Origin of the sequence: Faecalibaculum rodentium, assembly GCF_001564455.1 — a bacterium.
Taxonomy (GTDB): domain Bacteria; phylum Bacillota_I; class Bacilli_A; order Erysipelotrichales; family Erysipelotrichaceae; genus Faecalibaculum; species Faecalibaculum rodentium.
In genome coordinates this window covers 88,105-111,571 of record NZ_CP011391.1, presented here as the reverse complement: position 1 = coordinate 111,571, position 23,467 = coordinate 88,105, and the positions used below count along the sequence as shown (strand labels likewise).

Annotated in this window: 22 protein-coding genes and 7 tRNA genes; 4 read left to right on the top strand and 25 right to left on the bottom strand. The window is 55.9% G+C overall.

Annotated features, from left to right (window positions below; all coding sequences use genetic code 11):
- Positions 1 to 28: 28 nt before the first annotated feature.
- From aalo17_RS00500 to aalo17_RS00455, 10 genes are all read right to left on the bottom strand, one after another.
- Positions 29 to 1,753, bottom strand: coding sequence for a class I mannose-6-phosphate isomerase (locus tag aalo17_RS00500; RefSeq protein ID WP_067554119.1), 1,725 nt, complete (start codon positions 1,751 to 1,753; stop codon positions 29 to 31).
- Positions 1,744 to 2,274, bottom strand: coding sequence for a glucose-6-phosphate isomerase family protein (locus aalo17_RS00495; RefSeq protein ID WP_067554116.1), 531 nt, complete (start codon positions 2,272 to 2,274; stop codon positions 1,744 to 1,746). Before aalo17_RS00495 ends, aalo17_RS00500 begins: the two co-directional genes overlap by 10 nt.
- A 132-nt stretch (positions 2,275 to 2,406) precedes the next feature.
- On the bottom strand, positions 2,407 to 2,931 hold the full coding sequence (locus aalo17_RS00490; protein ID WP_067554113.1) for a tRNA (mnm(5)s(2)U34)-methyltransferase: 525 nt from the start codon (positions 2,929 to 2,931) through the stop codon (positions 2,407 to 2,409).
- A 5-nt stretch (positions 2,932 to 2,936) separates the two neighbouring features.
- Positions 2,937 to 3,458, bottom strand: coding sequence for a macro domain-containing protein (locus aalo17_RS00485; RefSeq protein ID WP_067554110.1), 522 nt, complete (start codon positions 3,456 to 3,458; stop codon positions 2,937 to 2,939).
- On the bottom strand, positions 3,455 to 4,327 hold the full coding sequence (rmuC, locus tag aalo17_RS00480; RefSeq protein ID WP_067554107.1) for a DNA recombination protein RmuC: 873 nt from the start codon (positions 4,325 to 4,327) through the stop codon (positions 3,455 to 3,457). Before rmuC ends, aalo17_RS00485 begins: the two co-directional genes overlap by 4 nt.
- Positions 4,324 to 5,664 (bottom strand): CCA tRNA nucleotidyltransferase, encoded by a 1,341-nt coding sequence (locus aalo17_RS00475; protein ID WP_067554105.1) that lies wholly within the window; start codon positions 5,662 to 5,664, stop codon positions 4,324 to 4,326. The genes rmuC and aalo17_RS00475 overlap by 4 nt, the downstream gene beginning before the upstream one ends.
- A gap of 48 nt (positions 5,665 to 5,712) precedes the next feature.
- Positions 5,713 to 6,483: an enhanced serine sensitivity protein SseB C-terminal domain-containing protein gene (locus aalo17_RS00470; RefSeq protein ID WP_067554102.1), complete on the bottom strand. Its 771-nt coding sequence runs from the start codon at positions 6,481 to 6,483 to the stop codon at positions 5,713 to 5,715.
- A gap of 127 nt (positions 6,484 to 6,610) precedes the next feature.
- Positions 6,611 to 7,936: a TldD/PmbA family protein gene (locus tag aalo17_RS00465; RefSeq protein ID WP_067554099.1), complete on the bottom strand. Its 1,326-nt coding sequence runs from the start codon at positions 7,934 to 7,936 to the stop codon at positions 6,611 to 6,613.
- A complete protein-coding gene (locus tag aalo17_RS00460; RefSeq protein WP_067560010.1) occupies positions 7,929 to 9,311 on the bottom strand; it encodes a TldD/PmbA family protein in 1,383 nt (460 codons plus the stop codon). The genes aalo17_RS00465 and aalo17_RS00460 overlap by 8 nt, the downstream gene beginning before the upstream one ends.
- 287 nt (positions 9,312 to 9,598) lie before the next feature.
- A complete protein-coding gene (locus tag aalo17_RS00455; RefSeq protein ID WP_203225846.1) occupies positions 9,599 to 10,279 on the bottom strand; it encodes an N-acetylmannosamine-6-phosphate 2-epimerase in 681 nt (226 codons plus the stop codon).
- A 340-nt stretch (positions 10,280 to 10,619) separates the two neighbouring features.
- Here aalo17_RS00455 and aalo17_RS00450 point away from each other — a divergent pair, with 340 nt between their 5' ends.
- Positions 10,620 to 10,802: a DUF6440 family protein gene (locus aalo17_RS00450; RefSeq protein WP_067554093.1), complete on the top strand. Its 183-nt coding sequence runs from the start codon at positions 10,620 to 10,622 to the stop codon at positions 10,800 to 10,802.
- Between the two features lie 101 nt (positions 10,803 to 10,903).
- Here aalo17_RS00450 and ltrA read toward each other — a convergent pair whose 3' ends face one another.
- Together ltrA and aalo17_RS00440 are read right to left on the bottom strand one after the other, a co-directional pair.
- Positions 10,904 to 12,217 (bottom strand): group II intron reverse transcriptase/maturase, encoded by a 1,314-nt coding sequence (ltrA, locus tag aalo17_RS00445; RefSeq protein ID WP_067554090.1) that lies wholly within the window; start codon positions 12,215 to 12,217, stop codon positions 10,904 to 10,906.
- Between the two features lie 584 nt (positions 12,218 to 12,801).
- Positions 12,802 to 13,650: a DegV family protein gene (locus aalo17_RS00440; protein WP_067554087.1), complete on the bottom strand. Its 849-nt coding sequence runs from the start codon at positions 13,648 to 13,650 to the stop codon at positions 12,802 to 12,804.
- A gap of 107 nt (positions 13,651 to 13,757) precedes the next feature.
- Here aalo17_RS00440 and aalo17_RS00435 point away from each other — a divergent pair, with 107 nt between their 5' ends.
- Entirely contained in the window at positions 13,758 to 14,285 is a 528-nt protein-coding gene (locus aalo17_RS00435; protein ID WP_067554084.1) for a DUF1836 domain-containing protein, read from the top strand.
- A 45-nt stretch (positions 14,286 to 14,330) separates the two neighbouring features.
- Here the strand turns inward: aalo17_RS00435 and aalo17_RS00430 are convergent, their stop codons facing one another.
- From aalo17_RS00430 to aalo17_RS00385, 10 genes are all read right to left on the bottom strand, one after another.
- Entirely contained in the window at positions 14,331 to 15,011 is a 681-nt protein-coding gene (locus tag aalo17_RS00430) for a TIGR00266 family protein (protein ID WP_067554081.1), read from the bottom strand.
- Between the two features lie 211 nt (positions 15,012 to 15,222).
- A complete protein-coding gene (locus tag aalo17_RS00425) occupies positions 15,223 to 15,447 on the bottom strand; it encodes a hypothetical protein (protein ID WP_067554078.1) in 225 nt (74 codons plus the stop codon).
- A gap of 393 nt (positions 15,448 to 15,840) precedes the next feature.
- Positions 15,841 to 15,916, bottom strand: a tRNA-Phe gene (locus aalo17_RS00420).
- A gap of 1 nt (position 15,917) precedes the next feature.
- Positions 15,918 to 15,994, bottom strand: a tRNA-Met gene (locus tag aalo17_RS00415).
- Positions 15,995 to 16,028: 34 nt separating this feature from the next.
- Positions 16,029 to 16,119: transfer RNA gene (locus aalo17_RS00410), tRNA-Ser, on the bottom strand.
- Between the two features lie 11 nt (positions 16,120 to 16,130).
- A tRNA-Ile gene (locus aalo17_RS00405) sits at positions 16,131 to 16,207 on the bottom strand.
- Positions 16,208 to 16,216: 9 nt separating this feature from the next.
- Positions 16,217 to 16,293: transfer RNA gene (locus tag aalo17_RS00400), tRNA-Met, on the bottom strand.
- A gap of 31 nt (positions 16,294 to 16,324) precedes the next feature.
- Positions 16,325 to 16,401: transfer RNA gene (locus aalo17_RS00395), tRNA-Pro, on the bottom strand.
- Between the two features lie 12 nt (positions 16,402 to 16,413).
- Positions 16,414 to 16,490: transfer RNA gene (locus aalo17_RS00390), tRNA-Arg, on the bottom strand.
- Between the two features lie 185 nt (positions 16,491 to 16,675).
- Positions 16,676 to 17,626 carry an alpha/beta hydrolase gene (locus tag aalo17_RS00385; RefSeq protein ID WP_158507651.1) on the bottom strand — a complete coding sequence of 317 codons (951 nt, stop codon included), beginning with the start codon at positions 17,624 to 17,626 and terminating at the stop codon, positions 16,676 to 16,678.
- Between the two features lie 214 nt (positions 17,627 to 17,840).
- Here aalo17_RS00385 and aalo17_RS12985 point away from each other — a divergent pair, with 214 nt between their 5' ends.
- Both aalo17_RS12985 and recQ read left to right on the top strand, forming a co-directional pair.
- The gene (locus tag aalo17_RS12985) at positions 17,841 to 19,364 is read left to right on the top strand and encodes a CHAP domain-containing protein (protein WP_145907375.1); all 1,524 of its coding nucleotides are present in this window, start codon (positions 17,841 to 17,843) and stop codon (positions 19,362 to 19,364) included.
- 95 nt (positions 19,365 to 19,459) lie between these two features.
- Positions 19,460 to 21,310 (top strand): DNA helicase RecQ, encoded by a 1,851-nt coding sequence (gene recQ, locus aalo17_RS00375; protein ID WP_067554069.1) that lies wholly within the window; start codon positions 19,460 to 19,462, stop codon positions 21,308 to 21,310.
- Here recQ and aalo17_RS00370 read toward each other — a convergent pair.
- The 3 genes from aalo17_RS00370 to aalo17_RS00360 all read right to left on the bottom strand — a co-directional run bounded on the left by aalo17_RS00370 (position 21,246) and on the right by aalo17_RS00360 (position 23,448).
- A complete protein-coding gene (locus tag aalo17_RS00370) occupies positions 21,246 to 21,860 on the bottom strand; it encodes a hypothetical protein (protein ID WP_145907372.1) in 615 nt (204 codons plus the stop codon). The genes recQ and aalo17_RS00370 overlap by 65 nt on opposite strands.
- A gap of 173 nt (positions 21,861 to 22,033) precedes the next feature.
- Complete coding sequence (locus tag aalo17_RS00365) at positions 22,034 to 22,717, bottom strand: CHAP domain-containing protein (protein WP_067554063.1); 684 nt, start codon at positions 22,715 to 22,717, stop codon at positions 22,034 to 22,036.
- 203 nt (positions 22,718 to 22,920) lie between these two features.
- Positions 22,921 to 23,448, bottom strand: coding sequence for a GNAT family N-acetyltransferase (locus tag aalo17_RS00360; RefSeq protein WP_338032539.1), 528 nt, complete (start codon positions 23,446 to 23,448; stop codon positions 22,921 to 22,923).
- Between the last annotated feature and the right edge of the window lie 19 nt (positions 23,449 to 23,467).

Here is a 23,467-nt window from a genome sequence, read left to right as displayed (position 1 = left end):
AGCCTTGCGCTGTTTGTCCTATGTGCCGTCAGTCTGCTTTGGGTGTCCGCACATAGGCGCGAAGCACGCCAATGGGTCTGCTGCCGGTGTTGCGGATCACGTATCGTCCTGCATCGGCGGGAATGACAAAGGTTTCCGCATAATGGATGGGGAACGGTTCGAATGTCCCTTCCGGGCTTTCGATCACCGCCTCGTCGCCTTCGATCAGATTGCACATATTGACGTTGTTCTCCGGATCGATTTCCACCTCTGTGTCCGTCCAGTACCGCCGGGTTTCTATGAACTCCAGCTCATGCAGCCCGGTGTGTTCTTCCTTCACGGTTTCCGTCTCGCTGATGGTCCAGATGTTGTTGACGAGATTGTCCATGACCCAGGACGTCTGCCGGTCCCACTGGATGTTCTTCCGGCCGTGATCCAGATGGACGGGACGGGGCAGTCCGTCCAGTCCAAGACGTCCCCAGTCCCAGAGCTTGAAGGTGAAGCAGTAGGGCGTCGCACTGACTTCCAGCACCATGGAATCCGCGCCGGAGCAGTGGATCGTGCCGGCGGGGATCAGGAAGTGGTCGTGTTTCTTTGCGGGAATTTTGTTGACGTATTTTTCCGCATCAAAAGGCCTGCCGCCAGCGTTGGCCTCTTCCAGCGCCGCCATCATTTCTTCGGGATCCACGCCTTCCTTCAGGCCCAGGTAGACATGGGCGCCTTCCTTTGCGTCCAGGATGTAATAGGATTCATCCTGTGTGTAGGCCATGCCGAAGGTGCGGTGGATGTACTCTGTCAGCGGGTGTACCTGCAGGGACAGGTTCTGGCCGCCCATGGTGTCCAGGAAATCGAAGCGGATGGGGAACTCCGCTCCGAACCGGCTGTAGACCTGGGGACCCAGAAGTTCCTTCGGATGGGTCAGGACCAGGTCCATGGCGGGCAGTTCCATCTTTCCGGAGCCGAAATCCAGCAGGATCGCGTTTTCTTCCGGCACACCGTCAAAGCTCCAGGCAAAGTTCTTCTCGTTTTTGTCCAGTCCGCAGACGTCCTTCATCCACTGGCCGCCCCAGACACCGGGGTCGAAATACGGCTTCGTCCGGAAGGGACCTTTGACGGCCTGCGCCAGTCCGTCCCGGACGGCATCGCCTGTGGCGAGTTTCGGTGTATCTTCGTTCAGGTCCACGAACCAGTCCACATTTTCGAAGCTTTCCTTTTTGTGTTTGTCAAACACGCGCCATTCGATGAAGAATCCGCGCTTGATTTTCCGAAGGGGATCTTCCTTTGGGTTGTCGAAGAAGAAGTTGGGCATGCCCCTGCGGTAGCGCAGCTGCACCTCCCAGCGCGCCATATCCCCGTAAAACAGCGTGCCGTCGATGATTTTCGATGCCCCGGGGCCAATCACCAGCACCCGCCTGCCTTCCGCCTCTGCCAGGGCGGCTTTTTCTTTTGCCTCTGCCAGCTTTTTTTCGTCAATCAAGTCCTGCAGCACACCATAAAACATGGTGCCGAAAATCCGGTCCTCCGTCACGTGATGAGCCAGGATCTGTTCCAGGATGTCTTTGTCTTTATAGATGTCACAGGCATCGATCACCACATCGAATCCATTGGCAATGTGATCCTGGACGGCTTCCTGGCTGGCCCCGGGATACAGGTCGAATACCACGGGACTCGCCGCATTGGACACGCTGTCTGCAAGTGCCTGCCACCCCGCCGCATAGTCGTTTTCATGTCCCTTCACCCGAATGGCGGGAAACTTGTCGTACTTTACTTCCATTCGATTTCTCCTTCTTCTGTCTTGTATGCTCTTTGCGGAAACGGCATGGCCTCCACCCGTGCATAGTCATGACCCGCGGTGGTCGGCCAGCAGCAGGCCACTTTCAGGTCTTCGTCACCGGTGTTGATCAGCCGGTGGGCCAGTACCCCGGGTATATGGTGCAAAGACCCGGGTACCATTTCCTCTGCCCAGGCATGGCCCTGTTCATCCATCAGAAGCAGCAGACCTGTCCCTCCAACACACCAGTAGTATTCCGCGGCATCGGTGTTTTCATGCCAGTGTCCGCGGGTCATGCAGCATTCGCCGTTCACTGTCACGGGGTGCAGCAGGGACAGCCCCCAGTTCAGTTCGCCTTCCTTCGCCTGGTCTGTCCTTGCATAAACTTCGTACAGCACAAGGTCCGGATCCACACCGGCGCTGTCGGCAAAAAAGGACGTATCCTTCAGCCGTTTCTCCGATTTCACGACTCCTTCACCAATCAGCAGATCGGTATGTTTCAGCGCTGCGGGAATCACTTTCATATTGCTTCACCTTTCTTTCTCCACCTGGCGGCAGTTTTAAATGATATATCATTTTCACGTTCGATTATACGAGTTTGTCGCCGAAAGTAAACGGGAGAACGGAAAAAAACCGCCTGCAGTTTCTGCAGACGGTCACTTCCGCCGTTCAATCAGCACGCAGAACGGGCTGCGGCCGCTGTTGACCAGTTCCACTTTTTCGCAGGGATACTGCCGGTGATCCAGCGTTTTCAGCCAGTCCAGGATCAGGTCCGCTTCCCGGCGCCCATCCGCATGGGGATAGAACACCAGAGACATGCGGCCTTTGACCCGCAGGCGCTCCAGCGCAGCCTGGACCGCTCTCAGGCTGTCCTGTGGCTGAGTCACGGTCTGATGGTCTCCGGCCGGATCCCAGCCAAAGTTGAAAATCACGCCATCGGCTTCCAGCGCCGGGTCCAGTTCGCGGATGCCGGTATGGTTTTCCACACGGATCTCCAGACGGGGATCCTCCATGGCCTGACGGCACCGAGCCGCGGTTTCCGGCTGGATCTCGAAGGCAATCACCCGGCGGGCCTTTCTCAGGAAAAACGCGGAGTCTCTCCCTGTCCCCAGGGTCGCATCGATCATGACCGCATCCCGGTGCAGGACCGGCTTGAGAAAGTCATGAGAGACCTCCACCATGCTTCTCAACGGAAAGCCTCCTTCATGACCGCATATTCCGCATCGTTCTGCGCCACCATCACGATGTCGATGGCTTTGGCTTCCGGATACCGCCGCATGAGGCGGTCGATGGTTTTGCGTGCGATCCAGGCGGCTTCGCGCAGCTCGAAGCCGAACACCCCGCTGCCCAGCAGCGGAAAGCCGATGGTGACCCGTTCCTTTCCGGACATCCGCAGATAATCGTAGGCCCGGCACAGGCTGTTCCAGTAACAGGCCCGCAGGTCTTCATCCTCTCCCCGGTACCCGTCCATGTACAGCGGGGTCACCGCGTGGACGATCCGGGCGCAGTCCAGGTTGTATCCGCCGGTGATCACCACATCCCCGAATTCCCGGCGCCCCGCTTCATGACAGGCACGGACCAGGCCCGGGCCGGCGGCTTCAAAGATCCGGCGGCAGATCCCCGCCCCCGGCAGCAGTTCTGTATTGGCTTCATTGACCACCAGGTCCAGACCCAGGCCCACCAGGTCTCCTTTGAGCACTGTGATCATGACAAGTCTCCCCCTTCCAGCAGCTCATCCAGTTTTCTGCGCATTTTCCGGCTCGTCACCGCCGACTGATGGAGCTGGTCACTGAGTGCAGAGAACGTCCGTTCCGCTTTTTCGCAGCGGTCGGACAGTCTCGCGGCTTCTTCCTGCAGCTTCTCCAGTCCCGCTTCGATTTCCGGCCTGTGCTCTGCCCGGTACCAGTCCCGCTGGGCCTGTCCCAGTATCGTCAGCACACCGGTCAGGGTCCCCGGCCCGGTGATCATGACATGATGCCGCAGGCTGTAGTCAAAGAGATCCGGGCAGTCGGACAGAATGTACTGGTACACCCCTTCGGCCGGGACAAACAGCACCGCCAGCGGCGCTGTCTGTTCCGTGATGTATTTCTGCGCCACGTCATCGATGTGCTTTTTCATGTTCTGCGCAAATAGTTTCTCATACCGCGGATCTTCGTCCATCCGCAGGAAATTGTCCATGGGAAACTTGGAATCCACGCAGAGCACCTGGCGGCTGCCCGGAAGCAGCAGCGCCGCATCGGCGATCTTCCCGTTGGCCAGTGTCACCTGGCGGTCCCAGATCCGGCCCCGGGTCCCGGCGTAGTTTTCCAGCAGCAGCTCCATCTGGTATTCTCCCCACATGCCGCGGGATTTGGACCGGTTCATGATCCGGCTCATGCCGTCAACCGTTTCCAGCATCCAGTCCAGGCTCTGGCCGGACAGCGACTGGCTTTCCTTCAACTGCGCCAGTTCCTGCCGCAGTGCCTCGTACTGGCTGTCCGTGATTCCCGGTCCCGCACTCAAACCGTGCCTGCGGTCCAGCAGCAGCCAGAGAATCGCCGCTGCCATGATACCCGTCAGGATCCACTCCCATGTCATGATCCGGCTCCTTCCAGTCTCGGCATGGACCGGAGCACGAAGGTCAGCAGATCCAGGCGGTTGTTTTTCTCCGGATGGTGAAAGGCATACTCCAGCACCGTCTCCAGCGCCTGACGCACCTGCCGATTCCGCAGACCGGTATAGGTCAGGATGTCATGACCGTCAATGGCCAGTTCCTGCAGGGACAAAGGGCGAAACCGGATCTGTTCCTCATAGAACGCCCGGCTCGCTTCCAGCCGCTCCAGGCGCTGTCTCCCTTTTTCCGAATGCGCCATGATGTCGCAGTACTGCACCCGGAACAGCAGCTGCACCCATTCATCGCTCCAGCCTTCCGTCACCCGCAGGCGGTAAATGGTCTCCAGGTTTCTGGGCAGGATGTCATCGTGATGCAGCACCAGCTCCGGGATGACTTTTTTCTGTCTGGCCGGCAGCTTCAGGGCCTCCACCACCCGCCTGGCAATGGCCTGTCCGGCCACGGGATGTCCCTTGAAATGATCCCGTCCCCCCGGAGAGGTCGTGCGCGTTTCCGGTTTTCCCAGGTCGTGCAGCAGAAGTGCCAGGGCGGCGGTTTCGTCAAAGGGATCCAGGTAGCGGATGGAGTCCAGAATGTGCCGCAGCACCCCGGCATAGTGGTAAGGCGAGTGCTGCGGAGTCTGTGCCGCCTGTTCCAGTTCCGGGATCCAGGGCGCAAACAGTCCGGTCATGTCCTGGATGCGCAGCGGATCGGTCCGCAGGATCTCCATCCATTCCGGCACGAGCCGTTCCACGGCCACAAACCGGATCCTGTCCTGGCAGACATCCACGGCGTTCCGTGTTGCCGGCTCGATGGTAAACCCCAGGCGGGCCGCAAACCGGAATGCGCGGACCATCCGCAGGGCGTCTTCCTCAAATCGCTGTACGGGATCTCCCACCGCCCGGATCAGGCCCTGTTCCAGGTCTCGGCGTCCCCCGAAGGGATCCACCAGGCCCCTGCCGGGATTCCAGGCCATGGCGTTGATGGTGAAGTCCCGCCGGGCCAGGTCTTCTTCCACAGTCTGGACAAACTGCACTTCATCGGGATGGCGGCTGTCGGAATAGCGGCCTTCCCTGCGAAAGGTGGTGACTTCCACCTGCCCGCCCGGGAGCAGGACCATGACCGTCCCGTGCCGCAGTCCCGTGGGCGCGGTTTTTTCAAAGAGGTCCATGACCTGCTGCGGAGTGGCATCCGTGGCCAGGTCATAGTCATGGGGTCTGCGTCCGAGCAGCCAGTCCCGGACACATCCGCCCACCAGATAACAGTCGTGGCCGGCAGCAGACAGACGGTCCATGACTGCTTTCACTTGTTCAGGCACCTGCATGCTGCCGCCTCCTTTCTGCTGTCTGTGTCCTCGCGTTCCCGGATTGGATCAGGCCTTTTCCCGGGTGTAGACGGGCATGGAATCGTGCATGATTTTCTTTCCCAGCTCCGTGCTGCCGAACATGAATTCCATGTCCCGGCCGCCCGCCAGACGGGACCCTTCCGCCGACAGCTTCGAAAACAGGACGGGATCCTCCGAGTCGGCATCCACGATGATGAACCAGTGCTGGCTGTTGTCCGGCATCAGCCGTTCCTTGAGCACAATGCTGCGGACCTCCGGCATGGATTCTGCGGTTTTTGCCAGCACATTTCCCAGATATTTTCCTTCTTCTCCCGGGTCCTTGACGGTGACTTTGTCCCCCTTGACGATCCGGTTTGCCGACAGCCCCCGCAGACGGATCTTCTCCAGCTGCTGCAGAAAGCTGGTGTCCAGCGTGATGTCCAGATCCTCGGGATCCAGGATCACGCCATCCACCTCACCGCCGGCCATTTTCAGAAACGGCATGAACTGGTCGAAGGTCAGCACCAGGCACTGTGCCTTCGGGCTCCATTTTTCCAGCGTTTCCTTCGACGTGAAAAACGGGAAGAAGTTCTTCTTGTCCTGCCGCTCCATGACCATGAGCGAGATGTTGGTGTCAGGGGGAAACACCAGCTGGCCGTGACCATCGGGTGCAGGCGCCTTGTCCCATACCGCCGGCGCCAGGATCTTTCCCTTCAGCATTTCTGCGGCCACCGCGGCGGACTCCTTCTGTCCCTGGTGTTTTTTGAGTCCCTCCAGGGCTTTTCGCAGCCCGGGATCCAGCATAGTCTGATTGTCCATGATTCTTCTCCTTTGCCGCAGCAGTGGCCGCGGCCTGTATTGTCTGTATCTGATTGCCTTGCCCGCCGGCACCGATTCCCGCTCCGGCTGTCCAGTGACTGGGCCGGCGATTCTGGCGGCGGGTATCCTATTCTCCGCTGATGGCCATTTTGCCGAAAAGGATCGAAGGCGACACCAGCTGACGGTAGGACCAGTCGATGTCGCTGCCCACAGCCGTCACGTCGTTCATCAGCTCCATGAAGGAGCCGGCAGCGGTGATCAGCGTCACGCTCTGTGTCCGTTTTCCGCCCTGAACCAGGTAGCCCCGGGCCTGCAGGGAGAAGTTCGTGGACACAAAGTCAATGCCTGCATGCAGTCCTTCCAGGTCCGTGATTACCAGCCCGTCCTGCATGCGTTCCTCGAGCTGGGCCAGGCTTTGGTCCCCCGGTTCGATGTACAGGTTCATGGGGGAGACACTCACCGGACTCGCATAGCCTCCCTTGAAGCCGTTGCCCGTGCTTTCGGTCTGCATCCGCGCGGCAGACTGCTGGTTGTGCAGGATCGTCTCGAACACACCGTGATCCACCACCAGCTTGCGCCTGGTGGGATAGCCTTCATCATCGAAGTTCGCAATGGTCAGCGCGTCTGTATTCCTCGGATCGTCAATGATGGTGATCTTGTCGGAGAAGATCTTTTCGTGCAGCTTTCCCTTCAGCGGGGAAATGCCTTTGGAAATGAGGTCCCCGGAGAACAGTCCCGCAAAGGCTCCCAGCAGGCTTGTCATCGCCTCCCGGTGCAGGATCACCGGACACGTCCGGCTGGGAATCGAGGCAGCGTCCAGGCGGTGAAGCACTTCGTCGCAGAGTTCCTTCACGAAAGCCTCCCGGTCAAAGGTGTCAATCGACGGCACCACTTTGATCAGGTACCAGTCCTGGATCCGGTCATCCTGCCGGCCTGCAGCTCCTGCCACGACGTACTGGACATAATCCTCATCCCCGGTTTCCAGCCCCAGGGTGTTGGAAATTGCACGGGATCCCTCTGACTGGCTCCAGCCCAGGGTCGTCACCTGAAAAATCCGTTCATCGTATGCCAGGATCCGCTGTTCCAGATCCGCCAGGAGTTCCTTCACCTCTGCCGTTTCGGGCACCGCCCAGGTCTTTTCCTTCACCACCAGGTCTGTATCCATGGGCGCAACGAACTGCGTCCGGTCTTCACTGGTAATGGTCGCCGCCTGCTGGCGCAGGCTGTCGAGGACTTCATCCATGATAGAATCATCCAGCTTCTCCAGCCCGGTGTTGGCCAGGCTGCCGTCGTCCAGCACCCGGATGCCCACGGAATCAGTCTGCGAGATCTCCATTTTGTCCATGGACCCGGCAAACCAGGTGATTTCCCGGGACTTCGAAGCGGATTCGTAGATTTCTGCCGCTTCAAATCCTTTTTCCAGTGCTCTGTCGAGCCATTTCTGCTTATTCACCGGCTGTACCTCCCACTGTGATCGAAGAAACCCGGATCGCGGGCTGGCCCACATCCGTGGGAATGGAGCCCGAAACTGATCCGCACATGCCCTGGGCCCGCTTCAGGTCTTTGCCCACGCGGTCGATGTTCATGAGGATCTCCGCACCGGATCCGATCAGGCTTGCACCGCGGACCGGTTTTGTGACTTTCCCGTTCTCGATCAGGTAGCCCTCGGAGACCGCAAAGTTGAACTCCCCGGTCTGCGGGTTGACACTGCCGCCTCCCATGCGCTTTGCGTACAGGCCCTTTTCGATTCCTTCAAACATTTCATCAAATTCATCGCTGCCCGCGGCGATGTAGGTGTTGGACATGCGGGACGTGGGTTCGTATTTGTAGTTCTGCCGTCTGCCGGAACCGGAGGAGCCTTCCTGCATCCGCCGTCCGTTGAAGCGGTCCACCATGTACTGCGTCAGGATGCCGTCCTGAATCAGAACACGCCGCTGCTGCGGATTTCCTTCATCGTCCACGTTCTGGCTTCCCCAGGCATTGGGGATCGTGCCGTCGTCGATTGCCGTGACTTTCGTCGAAGCGATCTGTGTTCCTTTTTTGCCGGCAAACACTGACTGCTCCTTCGCCACAGCCGTGGCTTCCAGGGCGTGGCCGCAGGCTTCATGGAAAATCACCCCGCCAAATCCATTGTCAATGATGACGGGCATGCGTCCGGAAGGAGCATCCACGGCATCGAGCAGCACCCTGGCTGTCGCTGCGGCGTTTTTCGCCGCCTGTGCCGGAATGCCGCCTTCATAGAATTCCAGTCCCATGCTTGCCCCGGGGCCCTCAAAGCCGGACTGCCGGTCTTCGCCCCGGGCTGCATAGATGGACACACCCATCCGGGTCCGGATGCGGGTATCCTTCACCAGCCGTCCGTCGGAGTTGGAAATCTGGACCTTCTGGCGCAGGGAGGACAGTGACACACTCACTTTTTCGATCTCGGGTTCATCCTTCACCGCTTCCCACGCCTGCATCATCAGCGCTGTCTTGTCCTGCAGCGGTGCATCCACCGGATCTGTCTTCACCGGCGAAATATTGGGTACGGCCTCTTCTGTCAGCACCACCTGTCTGCCGGATGTTCCTTCAAACGCCGTGCGCAGATCCTTTACCAGAGCCAGCAGGTCTTCGTACCTGGCACTGTTGGAATATCCGTAGGCTGTCTGCAGGTCTTTGTACAGACGGATTCCCGTTCCTTCCCGCAGGGCTCTGTCCACGTTCTCCACCTTGCCGTCCAGCATGGACAGCGATTCGGAAACCGCGTCCTCTTCAAAAATTTCGGCGAAATCCGCCCCGGAGTCCATGGCTTCCGTCAGCAGCCTTTCCAGCTGTTCTTTCTTCAGCATCCGTTCACCTCCTGTATCGGCAGTCATCTGCCGTCTGTTGTCCCCGCAGACATCTGCAGGGTTCATGCCTTGAAATCTCTGCGGTTCATGCAATTTCCCGGACACCCTCTGGCCCGTTTGTTGTACATGTTCCGTATCTGTTGATTATACCATCCCGTGGCCCCTCTGAAACTATCCCTTCAGCAATCCGCCGGAATTTGAATGTATTTTGAAATGCCCCGGTAAAACCCAAAAACAGGGAACCTCCCTCCAATGGGACATTCCCTGCTTACCGCACTGATCAGATGTTATTTGATCGCATCCACAAACCGCTTCGTGATCAGCTGCGGACGGGTGATGATGGAGCCCACCACGCAGCTGTAGCAGCCAAGGTCCAGGACGCGTTTGAGTTTTTCCGGAGTATCGATGTTGCCCTCCGCAATGACGGGGTGCTTTGCGTAGTCCAGCAGATCCCGGATCACCTTGAAGTCATCTGCCTCCACGTGATTGCCTTTGGACTGCTCAGTGTAGCCCACCAGCGTCGTGCCGATGTAGTCAAAGCCCAGGTCATCCGCATGCTTCATTTCCTCCAGCGTGGCACAGTCGGCCATCAGCGGCTGGTCAGGGTATTTCGAACGGATCTCCGCCACGAATTCATCCAGGGTCCGGCCATCGGGACGGGGCCGGCAGGTCGCATCCACGGCAATCACTTCCGGGGGTGTGTCCATGGCCATCAGTTCATCCACTTCCTTGATGGTCGGGGTGATGAACACCGGGTTGTCGCCATAGGGGCGCTTGATGATGCCGATGACCGGAAGATCAACGGTTTTCTTGATTTCCGCGATGTCATCCACGGTGTTGGCCCGGATGCCTTTGGCACCGCCTTCTTCGGCAGCGGCCGCCATTCGGCCCATGATATAGGAAGAGTGCAGGGGTTCGTCAGGCAGCGCCTGGCAGGAAACGATCAGGTTCCCTTTTGTCTGTGTCATATCAGCCATGTTGGTACTCCTTTTGGATAATTCCATTTTGATGATTCCATTATATGCCAACCCTGGCTGCTTTGATATAACATCACGCCTCCAGCGATGCCTGGATAAAGCGTCTCTCAAATTGGCCCGACCCATTTACTTGAGTAACTATTTGACCGCAGGCAAGAAAAACCCGGGTTAATTATTGACTTTGGTAAATGGCGGGGCTATTATGTGGATGTAAAAAACAAACAAGCCAATTCGACAGGAGATGTGCCGGGAATCGCATCTCCTTTTATTGTGCAGACCGCTGGTGTCTGGCGGCAGACTCCCGGCATCCGGGAAGCACGGAGGTCTTTCAATGGCAAAGGAAACACGATTCAAACCCATCTATGATCGGGATGGGCTGTTCCGTGCCGTCCGGATGTATGTGAACAAGGGAAACGATATGAATTACCTGTTCATTCAGGAGGCCAGCTGCGGTGGCGTGGCGCTGCTTCCGGATCCTGAATGCAGACCGGTTGTCACGACGGTAATAGAGTAGAGGGGAAATTCAGTGATTTCCGCCCCTCTCGTTGAACCGTACGTACGGATCTCGTATACGGCTCTACAGTTATATTGCCCTTGCGGGCATTCATGAATTTGCTATGATTTATTCTGTAAGTTCAGGTAACACCCGACCGGGTCGATCAGACCCGGTCGTTCTTTTTCCTTGTTGGGTAACGCAAGAACCTTTGGTGATAAGATGAAATTCACAGTCCTCCACCCAGTAGTTCGCCACAGGCCAAGTCTCGAGTTGGCAGTCTGCCGTATCTCTTCCTTGGAAAATCCCGTTTTGAACTGCTTGTTCAGAATCATGAGATTCTTGAAGAGCGTTTTCGGTCTTTTCCATTGCTTAAAGATCACTACCCGAATTTTGTGTCTTAGCCACTGTCCAAATTCTATTAAGAATCTTTTCATGGAACCAATACTGAAATAGTTGATCCATCCTCTGACTTTCTGATTAACTTTCGTAAACAGATCGGATAAAGGCATGGCAGCGGCTTTCCGACGGCACAGGAGCTCTTTCATATTCTTATAGAGTCTCTGTTTTCTGTCGTTTGCCGGCTTGCACTTCCATCCGTCTCTACCCTTCCAGAAAGTGAATCCAAGGAATGTACTTTCAGGTGGTCTGACTACATGCGTTTTGGTTGGCGAAACCTTCAGGAACAGTTTCCGTTCGAGCCAAGAGGATACAGATCTCATTACCCGGTCGGCGGCCATCTCACTTCGGCAGTAGATCGTGACATCGTCAGCGTATCTGACAAATCTCAATCCTCTGTTTTCAAGTTCCTTGTCAAATACATCCAGATAGATGTTGGCAAGGAGCGGCGAAATATTACCACCTTGGGGCGTCCCTAGGTCATTTCTATTCAGTTTCCCCTCTTCCATGACTCCGGCTTTAAGAAAAGAACGGATCAGGTGAAGGGTCTCCTTTTCATTGACCTTCAGGCGAATGATCGAGATCAGTTTGTCGTGGTTGACCATATCAAAGAACTTTTCAATGTCCAGGTCCACGACCCACTCATATCCTTCGTTGAGATATTCCAGAGTTCGCTCGATGGCCTGATGGGCGCTTCGACCTTCTCTGAATCCAAAACTGCTGTCACTGAACGTGGAATCAAATATCGGATAAAGTATCTGATACGTAGCCTGCTGGACGACCCTGTCTACGACAGTCGGGATGCCCAAGGGCCTCTTTTTCCCATTTGGCTTGGGAATATAGGCTCTGCGGACAGGACTGGGCTTATATTTCATTTCCCGGATTTGTTCTGCAAGTTCATCCCCATTCACCTCCATCCATGCTCTGATCTCATCAACGGGCATGTCATCGATTCCCGCTGAACCGCGGTTTGACACTACCTTTCTGATGGCCTTCTCCATGTTGGAGGATTCCAGAATCAAATCTGACAATCTCATTTTGCGTTTCCTTCTTTCTTACAGAGACTCCCTGACCGTCCCCATCCATTTCACCGGCTCCGGTTACGATCCTTCACCTTATGACTATTCTGACTTTCGGACTGCAGGGTAATTACTCAAAAGCGATTCGCTCACTATAGCCGGCAGGAGCCTTCAGTATTACTACCTACTATGCTCCGCTCTGACTTCTCGCAGTAAACATTTTCGGACCGTATGCCACTGGCACCACCATCGCTGTTTTTAAAGCTTATTGGACTGACGTCTGCGAGATCTCTCGGGGTAAGGCACACATCTTTCTCTGCACAACCTCCTGATTTACCGTCTTGGTTTTACGTTTGCCTTTTGGGCTTTGGTTTGTGTTGCAACCTCACCCGCCATTTGGCCTTGTATCAGGTTTCTGTTCGTAGGCTCGTCAGATTGGCTACACCGCTTCTTCCATCCCAGCCTCGCGGCTTTCGACTTGCGGTTCACTACACTTGGCGGCAAATACCCGTGACCGGACTTTCACCGGCTAGATGTGCGTCATGCCCGACACACAACAAAAGCGGCGGATCCTGGCGCTGAGCCGGGATTCCGCCGCTTTTTCATGCTTTTTTGACTGTTTCCAGGGCCAGACAACCCGGCCCGCCATGCACCATGAACATCGGACACAGGTCCAGAACCACGATGTCACTGTCCGGGTACCTGGCTGCAAACGAGGACCGGGCTTTTGCGGCATTCTCTTCACAATCGGCATGGAGGATGTAAATCACATTCGAAGCATCCATTCCCTTTTTATCGAAAGCCGCCGCCACTTTCCCGAAAGCGCCTTTCCAGGTGCGGCTGACAGCCAGCGTATCCAGGGACTGTCCGTCTTCCCTCCGCACGACCGTCGGCAGGACCCGCAGCATGGATCCCACCGCCGCAAGCCCCTTCGGGATCCGGCCCCCGTCTGCCAGGAAGTGCAGGTCGCTGACTGTCACGGTGCTGACATCGGACTCTGCCATTTTCAAGAGAACCGCCAGGATCTCCTCCAGACTGTGCCCCGCATTCCGCATCCTGACCGCTGTTTCCACCATCAGCCGCTGGGGACCGCCCAGAGCACGGGAATTGAAGACGGTGATCCGGCCGGGATCTTCACTGAGGTCTCTGGCCATGCAGGCAGTGGCATAGGTGCCGGATAATCCGTCGGCTATGGTGATGTCCAGCACAGTGTCATCCGGGTTCTCCAGCAGATGGCTGTATAATTCTGTTTTTTCCCCCACAGCCGGCTGGGAGCTGGACACTTTTGCACCCTTCCGGCAGGCATCCGCCATAGCGCGGGGTGTGATTTCGTCATAATCCCGGTAAGTCTCATCATTGACGCAGACACTCAGAGGAACGCAGTGAAAACCGGCTGCAGCTGCCTGGGCGGGGGAATACAGCGTGGATGAATCGGACACAATATGAATCATGAGATGGCCTCCCTGTTTTGAATTCAAGTTTATCATATATTCATTTCCACTACATCTGGTTTTCAATATTATGTTGCAGGGTACTTGCATCCGGCTATAATTTCAGTATGGAAAACCACGCACTCAAAGAACTGGCCATTCCCCGGTGGGAGGAACTTCCTGACCTGGACCTGTATATGGATCAGGTGCTGAGCTACATCAATTCCCGGCTTGAGCCGCTTTCCATTGGAGAGGAGAAAACTGTGCTGACTTCCTCCATGGTCAACAATTACGTCAAAACCAACATCGTGAAGCCGCCGGTGAAAAAACACTATAAGCGATATCACCTAGCGTATCTCTTTGTGGTCATGCTCATGAAACGGTGTTTTTCCCTGTCGGAAATCAGCCGGCTGATCCGAGTGTATTCCAACATCGAGGACCCCGAGCGCGTGAGCCGCGACTACAACAAGTTCATCACGGTCTTTGAGTCCTGTCTTCGGGAAATGCTGGAGACCGGTCATTCGGATACAGAATTCATCGCGGATCCCACCCTCGAACAGCAGATCATGATCAACGTCATCCGGACACTCTGCTCCAAAATCTGGGTGCAGTACAGTCTGCGGACGGTGGAAGAAAACGGCACAGTCACGTCCTGAGAGACGCACCTGTGCCGTTTTGACTATGCGGAATGAATTCTGTTGTCAGCTGCTGGAATGGGGAAGAACTCCATGGATCTCCGCTGCAAGCGTCGAAATAGGCATGGACTGTACAGTGACTGTTCCCGGACCCGTTACAACGGTATTGAACATGCCTTCACCCCCGAAGAGTACGTTTTTGATACCTTTGATGCTCTGGATGTCCATGGTGCAGGTTTCTTCCATCACCGCGAGGTTCCCGGTGTCAATGACAAGCTGCTGCCCGGTCTGCAGATTGTAGGAAATCGCCGCTCCGTCGATTTCGAGAAATACCGTACCGGGGCCGGTCAGCTTCTGCATGACAAATCCTTCTCCGGAAAAGAATCCGGAGGACAGACGCCGCTGAAAGAAAGTCGAGAGCGTCACGCCGCTGGTGGCAGCGAGAAAAGCCCGTTTCTGGGCAATGATGGATTCCCCCGGCCGCAGTTTCATCACTTTGATGCTTCCGGGAAATGAAGAACTGAAGGCGATCATTCCTGGTGTCTTTCTGGCAGTATAGATGTTCTGGAATATGCTTTCACCACTAAACATGCGGCCGAAGGCCTTCGAGACCGTGGTTCCTTTTGTCTGCATCTCCATGTTGGGGCTCATCCAGGTCATGGCGCCGCGTTCAGTCATGACGCTCTCTTCAGGATCCAGATGGCAGATCACGACAGGCAGACTGTCTCCCTTGATTTCGTATCTCACAGGATACCTCACTTTCTGTAAAGAAAGCCTACAATATAGAGCAGCGTCAGAGGTCTTCAGGCGGATAACTGTGGCAGAATGCGCCAAGATGTAACTGCTGACTGCAGAAGCAGGAAGCCGGATATGAATGCCCATTTGCCAATGGTGGAGCGGTCGGGCGAAGGCGGGGGAATTGGTGGAATCCCCACCGAATCTTTTTTACTCTGGTGGATCAGCCGAAAGCCTGCTCGAACATAAACTCACGAAGCCCCACGATTACTCCCAGAACCAGGATGGCTCCGCAGTTCACTGCAACCCAGAGAAGCAGCCCGGCACCTAAGCTCACCATACCGCCAAGTGTGAAGACAGAAGCCCTAAACTCCTCACTGAACACCAGTGCAAGCAATGTGCAGACCAACAGGAGAGAAAAAAGCAGATGCAAAAGTTCCCAGATCATAGCTGCGCCATATGCAAGCAGTACCACTGCACTCAGAATGATCCACAGAATTGCACAGACTAACCGTCAGACAATCTGCCACAGTACCCACAAAACATTCATACTTCCCTCTCCGCCTGTTTTTCTTTTATTCCCACTGTGAGGATCAGGTTCCAACCCGCTTCAGCTGAACACTCTTCTGGCATACAGGCCGGAAAGGACAGGAACAACTCCTTTTCAGTTTTACTGATTAAATTTGGAGGCTTGATTCGACCTCACAAATCTTTGGATATTCGTTTTAATTTGGAGGCTTGATCCGGCCTCACAAATCTTCGGATACTCCTTTTTATCATTGAGTTGACAGATGCAATATGAAAAACCGCCTTCTAATAAGAAAGCGGTAATTTTCAGGTATGGTGGTCTCTGTCGGAATCGAACCAACGACACAAGGATTTTCAGTCCTTTGCTCTACCAACTGAGCTAAGAGACCATGGTTGCGGGAGAAGGATTTGAACCAACGACCTTCGGGTTATGAGCCCGACGAGCTACCAGACTGCTCCATCCCGCGATGTAATAAAGTTTTTTAGAACTTTTTGAAAATTTGGCGGAGAAGATGGGATTCGAACCCATGCGCCGCTCACGCGACCTACCGGTTTTCAAGACCGGACCCTTCAGCCACTTGGGTACTTCTCCATGTAAACAAGTGGTGGACCCTGTAGGACTCGAACCTACGACCCGCCGGTTATGAGCCGGATGCTCTGACCAACTGAGCTAAGGGTCCAAAAACAGTTGGTGGCTGGAGTGAGACTCGAACTCACGACCTTCCGGGTATGAACCGGATGCTCTAGCCAACTAAGCTATCCAGCCAGAGTTAACGGGATTCAGTTGTTTTTTGAGATGGTCGGGATGACAGGATTTGAACCTGCGACCCCTTGGTCCCAAACCAAGTGCACTACCAAGCTGTGCTACATCCCGGTAAAAACATAATGGCGCGCCCAGTAGGAGTCGAACCCGCAACCTTTTGATCCGTAGTCAAACGCTCTGTCCAATTGAGCTATGGGCGCATCTGTTCATCAAGTGCTTACTTACTATAACAGGTTCGGCAACCAGTTGCAAGCATTTTTTGAACTTATATTTTGCTGTGCGGCCGGCGTCTGCCGGACTACCTGTTTACTATATCCCCCAACCGCCCATCTGTCCATGCTTTTTCTCATTTTTTTGCTGTCAGTGACAGTAAGCCTCCTGGATGTCACTGCTGTACCGGTTCTTCCTCAAACATCGACGTCACATCCTCCCCGCACTGCACACGGCCCAGAAACTGCATCACCTTTTCTCCATATCCGGGATCCTTGAAGACAGAATTGGCATGTGCCGCATCAGAAATCACCAGCTTCGCCTTCGGCGCCCTGCAGGCTGAGAAATTCTGATCCAGCATTTCAAAGGGGACGAAGGCGTCTTTGGCTCCATGCACAAACAGGACAGGCACCTGGATCTTTGCTGTCTGTCCGGTGGTGCTTGTCACTTTGAGAGACGTCCCGATCCATTTGCCGGCAAAGACAGATGCAATGTCCAGGACCGGGAATGAAGGAAGGCCAAAGAGGGCCCGGGCCTGTGCTGCGAATTCCTCCCGAATCCCGGTAAACGCACAGTCCGCCACAACTGCTCTCAGTCCCTGTGGACGCTCACCCGCTGCATTGAGAACCGTAGCCCCGCCCATGGAAACTCCATGCAGCACAATGGAAGCCTCCGGGTCGAATTCCCTGATTTTTTCCATCCACCCGCAGATATCGAACCGTTCCGGCCACCCCATGCCAATATACCGTCCTTCGCTCTTTCCATGCGCCCGAGCAGCGGGTGTCAGTATGTTCCATCCTGCCTCTATATAAGGTTGTGCATATTTCGCCATGCCATCCGGCGCATCATCCCCATAGCCATGACAGAGAATCACCCAGTCATGACTGCCCGGCCTTCCAGGCCGGTATCCCACTTCCAGGTGCAGACCGTCATTGGCTGTCATGGTCCAGGTTTTCCGCCGGGCATTCAGCCTGGCAGCTGCAGCCCGGAAATCCGGCCAGCTGTGCTCGGTTTCATAATCAAAGTAATTGACCAGATTCAGCTTCGCCTTCCTGTCCAGGGCAAAACGCGCAAGTACCCTGGAGAAGACCGCAACCCCCGCCACAGCGATTATGACAATTGTCAACAACCCCAGCCAATGTCCGGAGATTCCAAAACCCGCGCAACTCACGATGAATAATGTCAGGATAATCAGTGGAATTTGTTTCATTTGAAGGCCTTCCGTGCAGTTTCATGGAATTGATATAAAAAAGATAAAAATCCGCTCAAAGGAATATGGTAGAATGTTGTGGAAAGATGAAGAAAGAATGAGAAAGGAAAACAGTTTCAGGTATTTGAATATGAAAACAAAAAAGATATTTGCGGCTCTGACGGCTGTTTGTCTTTCTGCGCAGGCAGCTGGTCTCACGGCATTTGCCGAGACCATTGTACCTGATGAAGGCACTGATGGCTCTTCATCAGCCAGTACACAGCCTGCCGGAACGACAGTCCCGGATCCGACCAATACCAGTCCGGTGAGTCCGGAACCCGCCGAACCGGTCACACCGCCGGCAGCCCCCGAGCAGCCGGATGCACCGGCCGAGCCAGAAGCCGGGCAGCAGCCGGAAGCGCCGGATCAGCCGGATCAGCCGCAGCCTCCTGAAAACCCGGAAACACCGGAGGCTCCGGACAAGCCGGACAATCCGGACGATCCCGAAAATCCCGTGGACCCCGAAAATCCCGTGGACCCCGAAAACCCGGAGGATCCCGAAAACCCGGAGGATCCGAATGCACCGGCCGAGCCGGAACAGCCGGAGGAACCTTCTGAAAAACCGGCGGAACCTGCCGAACCCGAACAGCCGGCCACACCGGAACCCGCTCCTGTTCAGCCGGCTCCCGTGGCACCCTATGAGCCCGCACTTCCGGACAATCCCAGCTACACGATCCCTTCCGGTCCCTATGCACCGCTGAAGGTCATCAACACCATGGAAGATGCCCGCCTGACCATACCCGGCCTGGGGGACATCCGCCTGCTGCCGGACTTCAACAACGCACGGGCCTGGAAAGGCTCTTCCAGTTCCTACAACACCCCGGGTCTCTGGGGACAGTGCACCTGGTTTGCCTGGGGCCGCTTTTATGAAATCTACGGATTCGATCCCGGATTCACCGGAAACGGCAACCAGTGCGTGGATCAGCTCCTGGCCGCACACCCGGACAAATTCGAAAAATCCGACATGCCCAAAGCCGGTGCCGTCTTCTCCAGCGACTATGCCCACAACCACGTGGGTCTTGTCCTGGCGGTGGATGAGGAACAGGACCTCATGCTTATACAGGAAGCCAACTTCGATGGCGTCTCCAATCCCGTCTGGAACGAAGCGATTCTCGACTGGAAAACCAGCGTGGTCACTCCCGAAATCCTGAAGCAGGCCTATGGCGAAGTGACCTATGCAAATCCGAAACTGGATGACCAGGTGCCGGAAAACAATCATGAATTCTTCCGTGCACGGGCAAAGGAACTGGAATCCGCCGATTACGGTGATCTGGAGTTCTTCAGCTTTGACGAAGTCGAAGGCGTATGGAGCGGTCAGCCCCTCAACCGCACTGTGGGTACCATCATGGGTCCCTCTGGCAAGGAGACGTACTACAACCTCCCCATGTCGGGTGTGGTGAACATCATGCGCTCCATGGGAAACAAAGACCTCTACTGGGTTCGTGCAGATGGATGCAAAATGCTGGGCCGCTACATCATGGTCGCCGCCGATCTCCGTGTTCACCCCAGAGGCTCCCTGGTGGAAACCTCCCTGGGAACCGGCATCGTCTGCGATACAGGAGAATTTGCCCTGAGCAACCCCTATCAGATCGATATCGCCGTGGCCTGGAAGTAAGTCATCGTTCTTCCAGAATCAGTCACAGACAGCGGCAGTGCTTCACGCACTGCCGCTTTTTCGGTGTGCCGGGCTGCGTATGGTATCATTTCACCATGTCAGAACAGTCCCAAACCCGCGCCCTGGAGGTGCTTCGACAATACTTTGGATACGACGCCTTCCGGCCGGGACAGAAACAGGCTGTAGAAGCCATCCTGCATCACCAGGATCTCCTGGCTGTGATGCCCACCGGTGCAGGCAAGTCCATCTGCTTCCAGGTGCCGGCCCTCGCTTGCCCTGGAGTCACGCTGGTGATTTCACCTCTCATCAGCCTTATGCAGGATCAGGTCCGGGAACTGGTGGCAGCAGGGATCCCCGCTGCGTATTTCAACCGCTCCCTGTCTGCCGCGCAATACAAAACAGCGCTTGCAAGACTGCGGCAGGGGCAGTACAAAATCGTGTATGCGGCACCCGAGCGCCTGATGGCACCGGCGTTTCTCGATATCTGCCGGGAGCTGGATATCAGCCTCATTGCGGTGGATGAAGCCCACTGCGTCTCGCAATGGGGACAGGACTTCCGGCCATCCTATCTGAAAATCCGGGAGTTCATAGAATCCCTGTCCCAGCGTCCGCCGGTTGCAGCGTTCACAGCCACAGCCACAGGCCCGGTCCGGCAGCAGATCATCAGCCTGCTTGGCCTGCAGACCCCTGTGCAGGTCGTGACGGGATTTGACCGGCCCAATCTCACGTGGCAGGTGCACCGGGAAAGCGACCGGCTGACAGCCCTGACATATCTGATCAGGCAGCACCGGGATCAGTCCGGTATCGTCTACTGCGCAACGCGGAAAACCGTGGAAGAAGTAGCCGCACACCTTGCAAAACGCGGACTCAGCGCACGACCCTACCATGCGGGGCTTGGCGAAGAGCAGCGGCGGCAGACCCAGGAGGACTTCATTTATGACCGCATTCCGGTGATCGTGGCCACCAATGCCTTCGGCATGGGCATCAACAAGCCGGATGTCCGCTACGTCATCCACTACCAGATGCCGGCTTCCATGGAGGCCTATTACCAGGAAGCCGGGCGTGCCGGACGGGACGGTGATCCGGCTCAGTGCATTCTGCTGTACAGTCCCCAGGATCTGCGGCTGCAGTCCTACATGATTGAAAACGGCGACCCGAACCCCGAGCTGTCGCAGGAGGAAGCACAGCTGGTGAAGAAGCGCGACATGGACCGACTGTTCCAGATGCGGTCCTATGCACAGTCCACAAGCTGTCTGCGTTCACAGATCCTCCGGTACTTCGGGGAGGATCCGGGGGAGGACTGTGGCAAGTGCTCCAACTGTCTGGCAGACTACGAGGACCGGGATGTGACTGCAATGGCCATGGCCATCTTTGCGGGCATTGTCCGGACCGGATCCCGGTTCGGTCAGAAGCGTGTCATCGAAGTGCTGCGTGGTGCGGATACAGAATTCATCCGCAGCCGGAACCTGAAGACAAACCCGGCATACGGAAAGCTTCGGGAGCACACAGCCAGATTGCTGGAAACACTGGTGACGCAGCTCTGCGAAAACGGATACCTGCAGGTGACGGGAGACTATCCCATCCTGTCCCTGACGCCAAAAGCCTGCCGGGCAATTTCCTCCCACAGTCCCGTGACAGTGAAAACCGCCACCTCTGCCGAACGGTATACCGTCCTGGAGGAAAGCGATGAGCTCTTTGAGGCACTGCGGGATGTCCGGAGAACCATTGCGCAGAAACACCGGATCCCGGCCTATGCTGTGTTCAACGATGCAACGCTGCATGCCATGGCATCGAAAAAGCCCTGCACGAAGGAAGAGATGCTCCGGGTGCAGGGGATTGGCGAGATCAAGCTGAGAAAATATGGTCAGGCGTTCCTGCGTGTCATTCAGAAACATCGCCGAACAGAGGCTGCCGGCGCAGACGCTGACGTAGATCCGGATCTCTGACCACATCCACCAAGGTTTCCAGCGTATCACACTCTTCCTGCGGCACCACCGGCCAGTCCAGACCGGTCAGGTCCAGCAGGAATTCATGTTCCTGGGCGACATATACATCCGATTCCAGAACCCGGTTTTTGTGAAGCCGGGCTTTTTTCGCTTCCCGCAGGGCTGCAGCAAGCTGATTGGCCAGCAGGCTTTCCTCCCGCGATGTCAGCGTATGGTAGCGGCGAAGCACAGAGAGGGGCATCAGACGGGGTTTCAGGATCTCTGCCTGCCAGCCGGTCCCGCCGGGGATCTTCATGATTTCATAGCGAAGGGGCTTGACCAGGTGACTCTCCGGACCCGCAAGCTGCAGAAGATCCAGTTCCTTTCCCAGTGTCTGTACCTGTTGCAGGCATTCCTCTTCGATCTCCGGCATGGTTTTTCCCTGCATCATCCAGTCGAAGAGATCCTTCTGGTCCCTGGGGAACCGGACCGTTTCCAGCATATAATCTCCTTCAGCGGTTTTCACATGAGCTAGCGTATCGCTGAGGGTTTCCAGTATTGTGTATTTCATGTCTGCAGTGTGGCACAGCCGTCTGATTCCGTCAAATCTGCCCGGTCTCCCGGATCTCCGGTCTGCTGTCAGGCTGTCAGAGGTCAAAAGACTGTGTCTCTGGCGGAAGAAACCGCAAAGGAAAAAGGCGAAGGACTGTCTGAATCCTTCGCCTGCTGTGTTCTGATTTGTGTTTATTCGCTGAATGTGACGGGATTCACCGGATTGGCGAACCATACCGTTCCCACCTGAGAAACGAATTCGTCCCGGGTCATCGTCACTGTCCGCCAGTCCCGGATGGCTTCCTCCCAGTCGGGATTGGAAACCAGATCCTGATTGCCATCCTGAATGGTCCAGACGTCACCGTCAACCTTCAGGATGAACCCCACGTGATTGTAGCTGGAAAACATGGATCCGGCTACCGGGGTGTCGCTTCTGGTGAATGCATCCGGATGTGCGGCCAGAAGCTGATCCACACATTCGTACCCGTTGCCACGGAACCCCGGATCATAGCCGTAGAGTTCCATGAACCGGCTCCAGGCAAACCAGGTGCACTGGCCCCAGAGCCCCGGGGTGTTGTAGGGAGACGGCGAGTCTTTCCAGACCGCCGCATTGGAGAAATCCGGCTGCAGGGACGGCAGCGCGGGTTCGGGCTCAGCGGTCGGTGATCCTTCACCAGGCGAAACCGGAACGGAGTCCGGCACCTTGAAGGTGGCACCTCCACTGAGTTTGTCGATCGCAGATCCGGTCTGCTGGGCCTGGGCCATGATCGGAGCCTGGGCCGAGGTTTCCGCCGCGAACACCGGCAGGGCCGGCATAAGTTGGATGGCAGACAGGACAACCGCCGCACTCAGGAGAATTGTTCTGAGTGTTTTCATTGTCTGTCTCCTTTCAGCTGTTCTTATTATAGCGCATTATTCATGTACGAATATTATAGAATTGTATCTTTTATCAATATCAATGTCTTGAATTCCCTTTTTCTGTGGGTCTGCGTTCCGTCACGGGACAATGCCTGAAGCTGAAAAAAAAAAAAAAAACGGACAGGAACCGTGTGGTTTCTGCCCGCATGCTGTTCTTTGGTTCACAGGGTTTTTTCCAGAAAATAATCATCCATGACATATCCCTGACCGATGTCCGTCACGTCTTCGCCAATGCACACAAATCCCTTGGCTGCATATACATCCAGACTGTGACGATTGTGCTTGTTGCAGGTGAGCCAGAGTCTGTCGTATCCGAACTCCCGCGCTGTGTCGTACACCTTTTCCAGCATCCGGCTGGCGATCCCCTGTCCGCGGCTTTCCTGCCGGAGGTAGAGTTTCGACAGAAACAGACGGTCTTTCTGGAACTGGAGGCCGATGTAGCCAATCAGGGTCCCATCCTGCCTGACCTGCCAGTAGCCATACTGTTCCGTTTCCACCTGGCGCTTCATTGCCTCGCTGCTCTGAAACTTTTCCACCATGTAGTCGATCTGGTCCGGTGTCAGCAGGCTGCTGAAATACTCATGCCAGATTTCCGCAGCCAGAGCAGCCGTTTCCTCCAGCATCGCATTGTTGGTGCATTCCATGATTTCAATCATCGTCGCTGTTCCCTCCCTGCACTTTCGGTTCAATGGCTTCATTATACGCCGT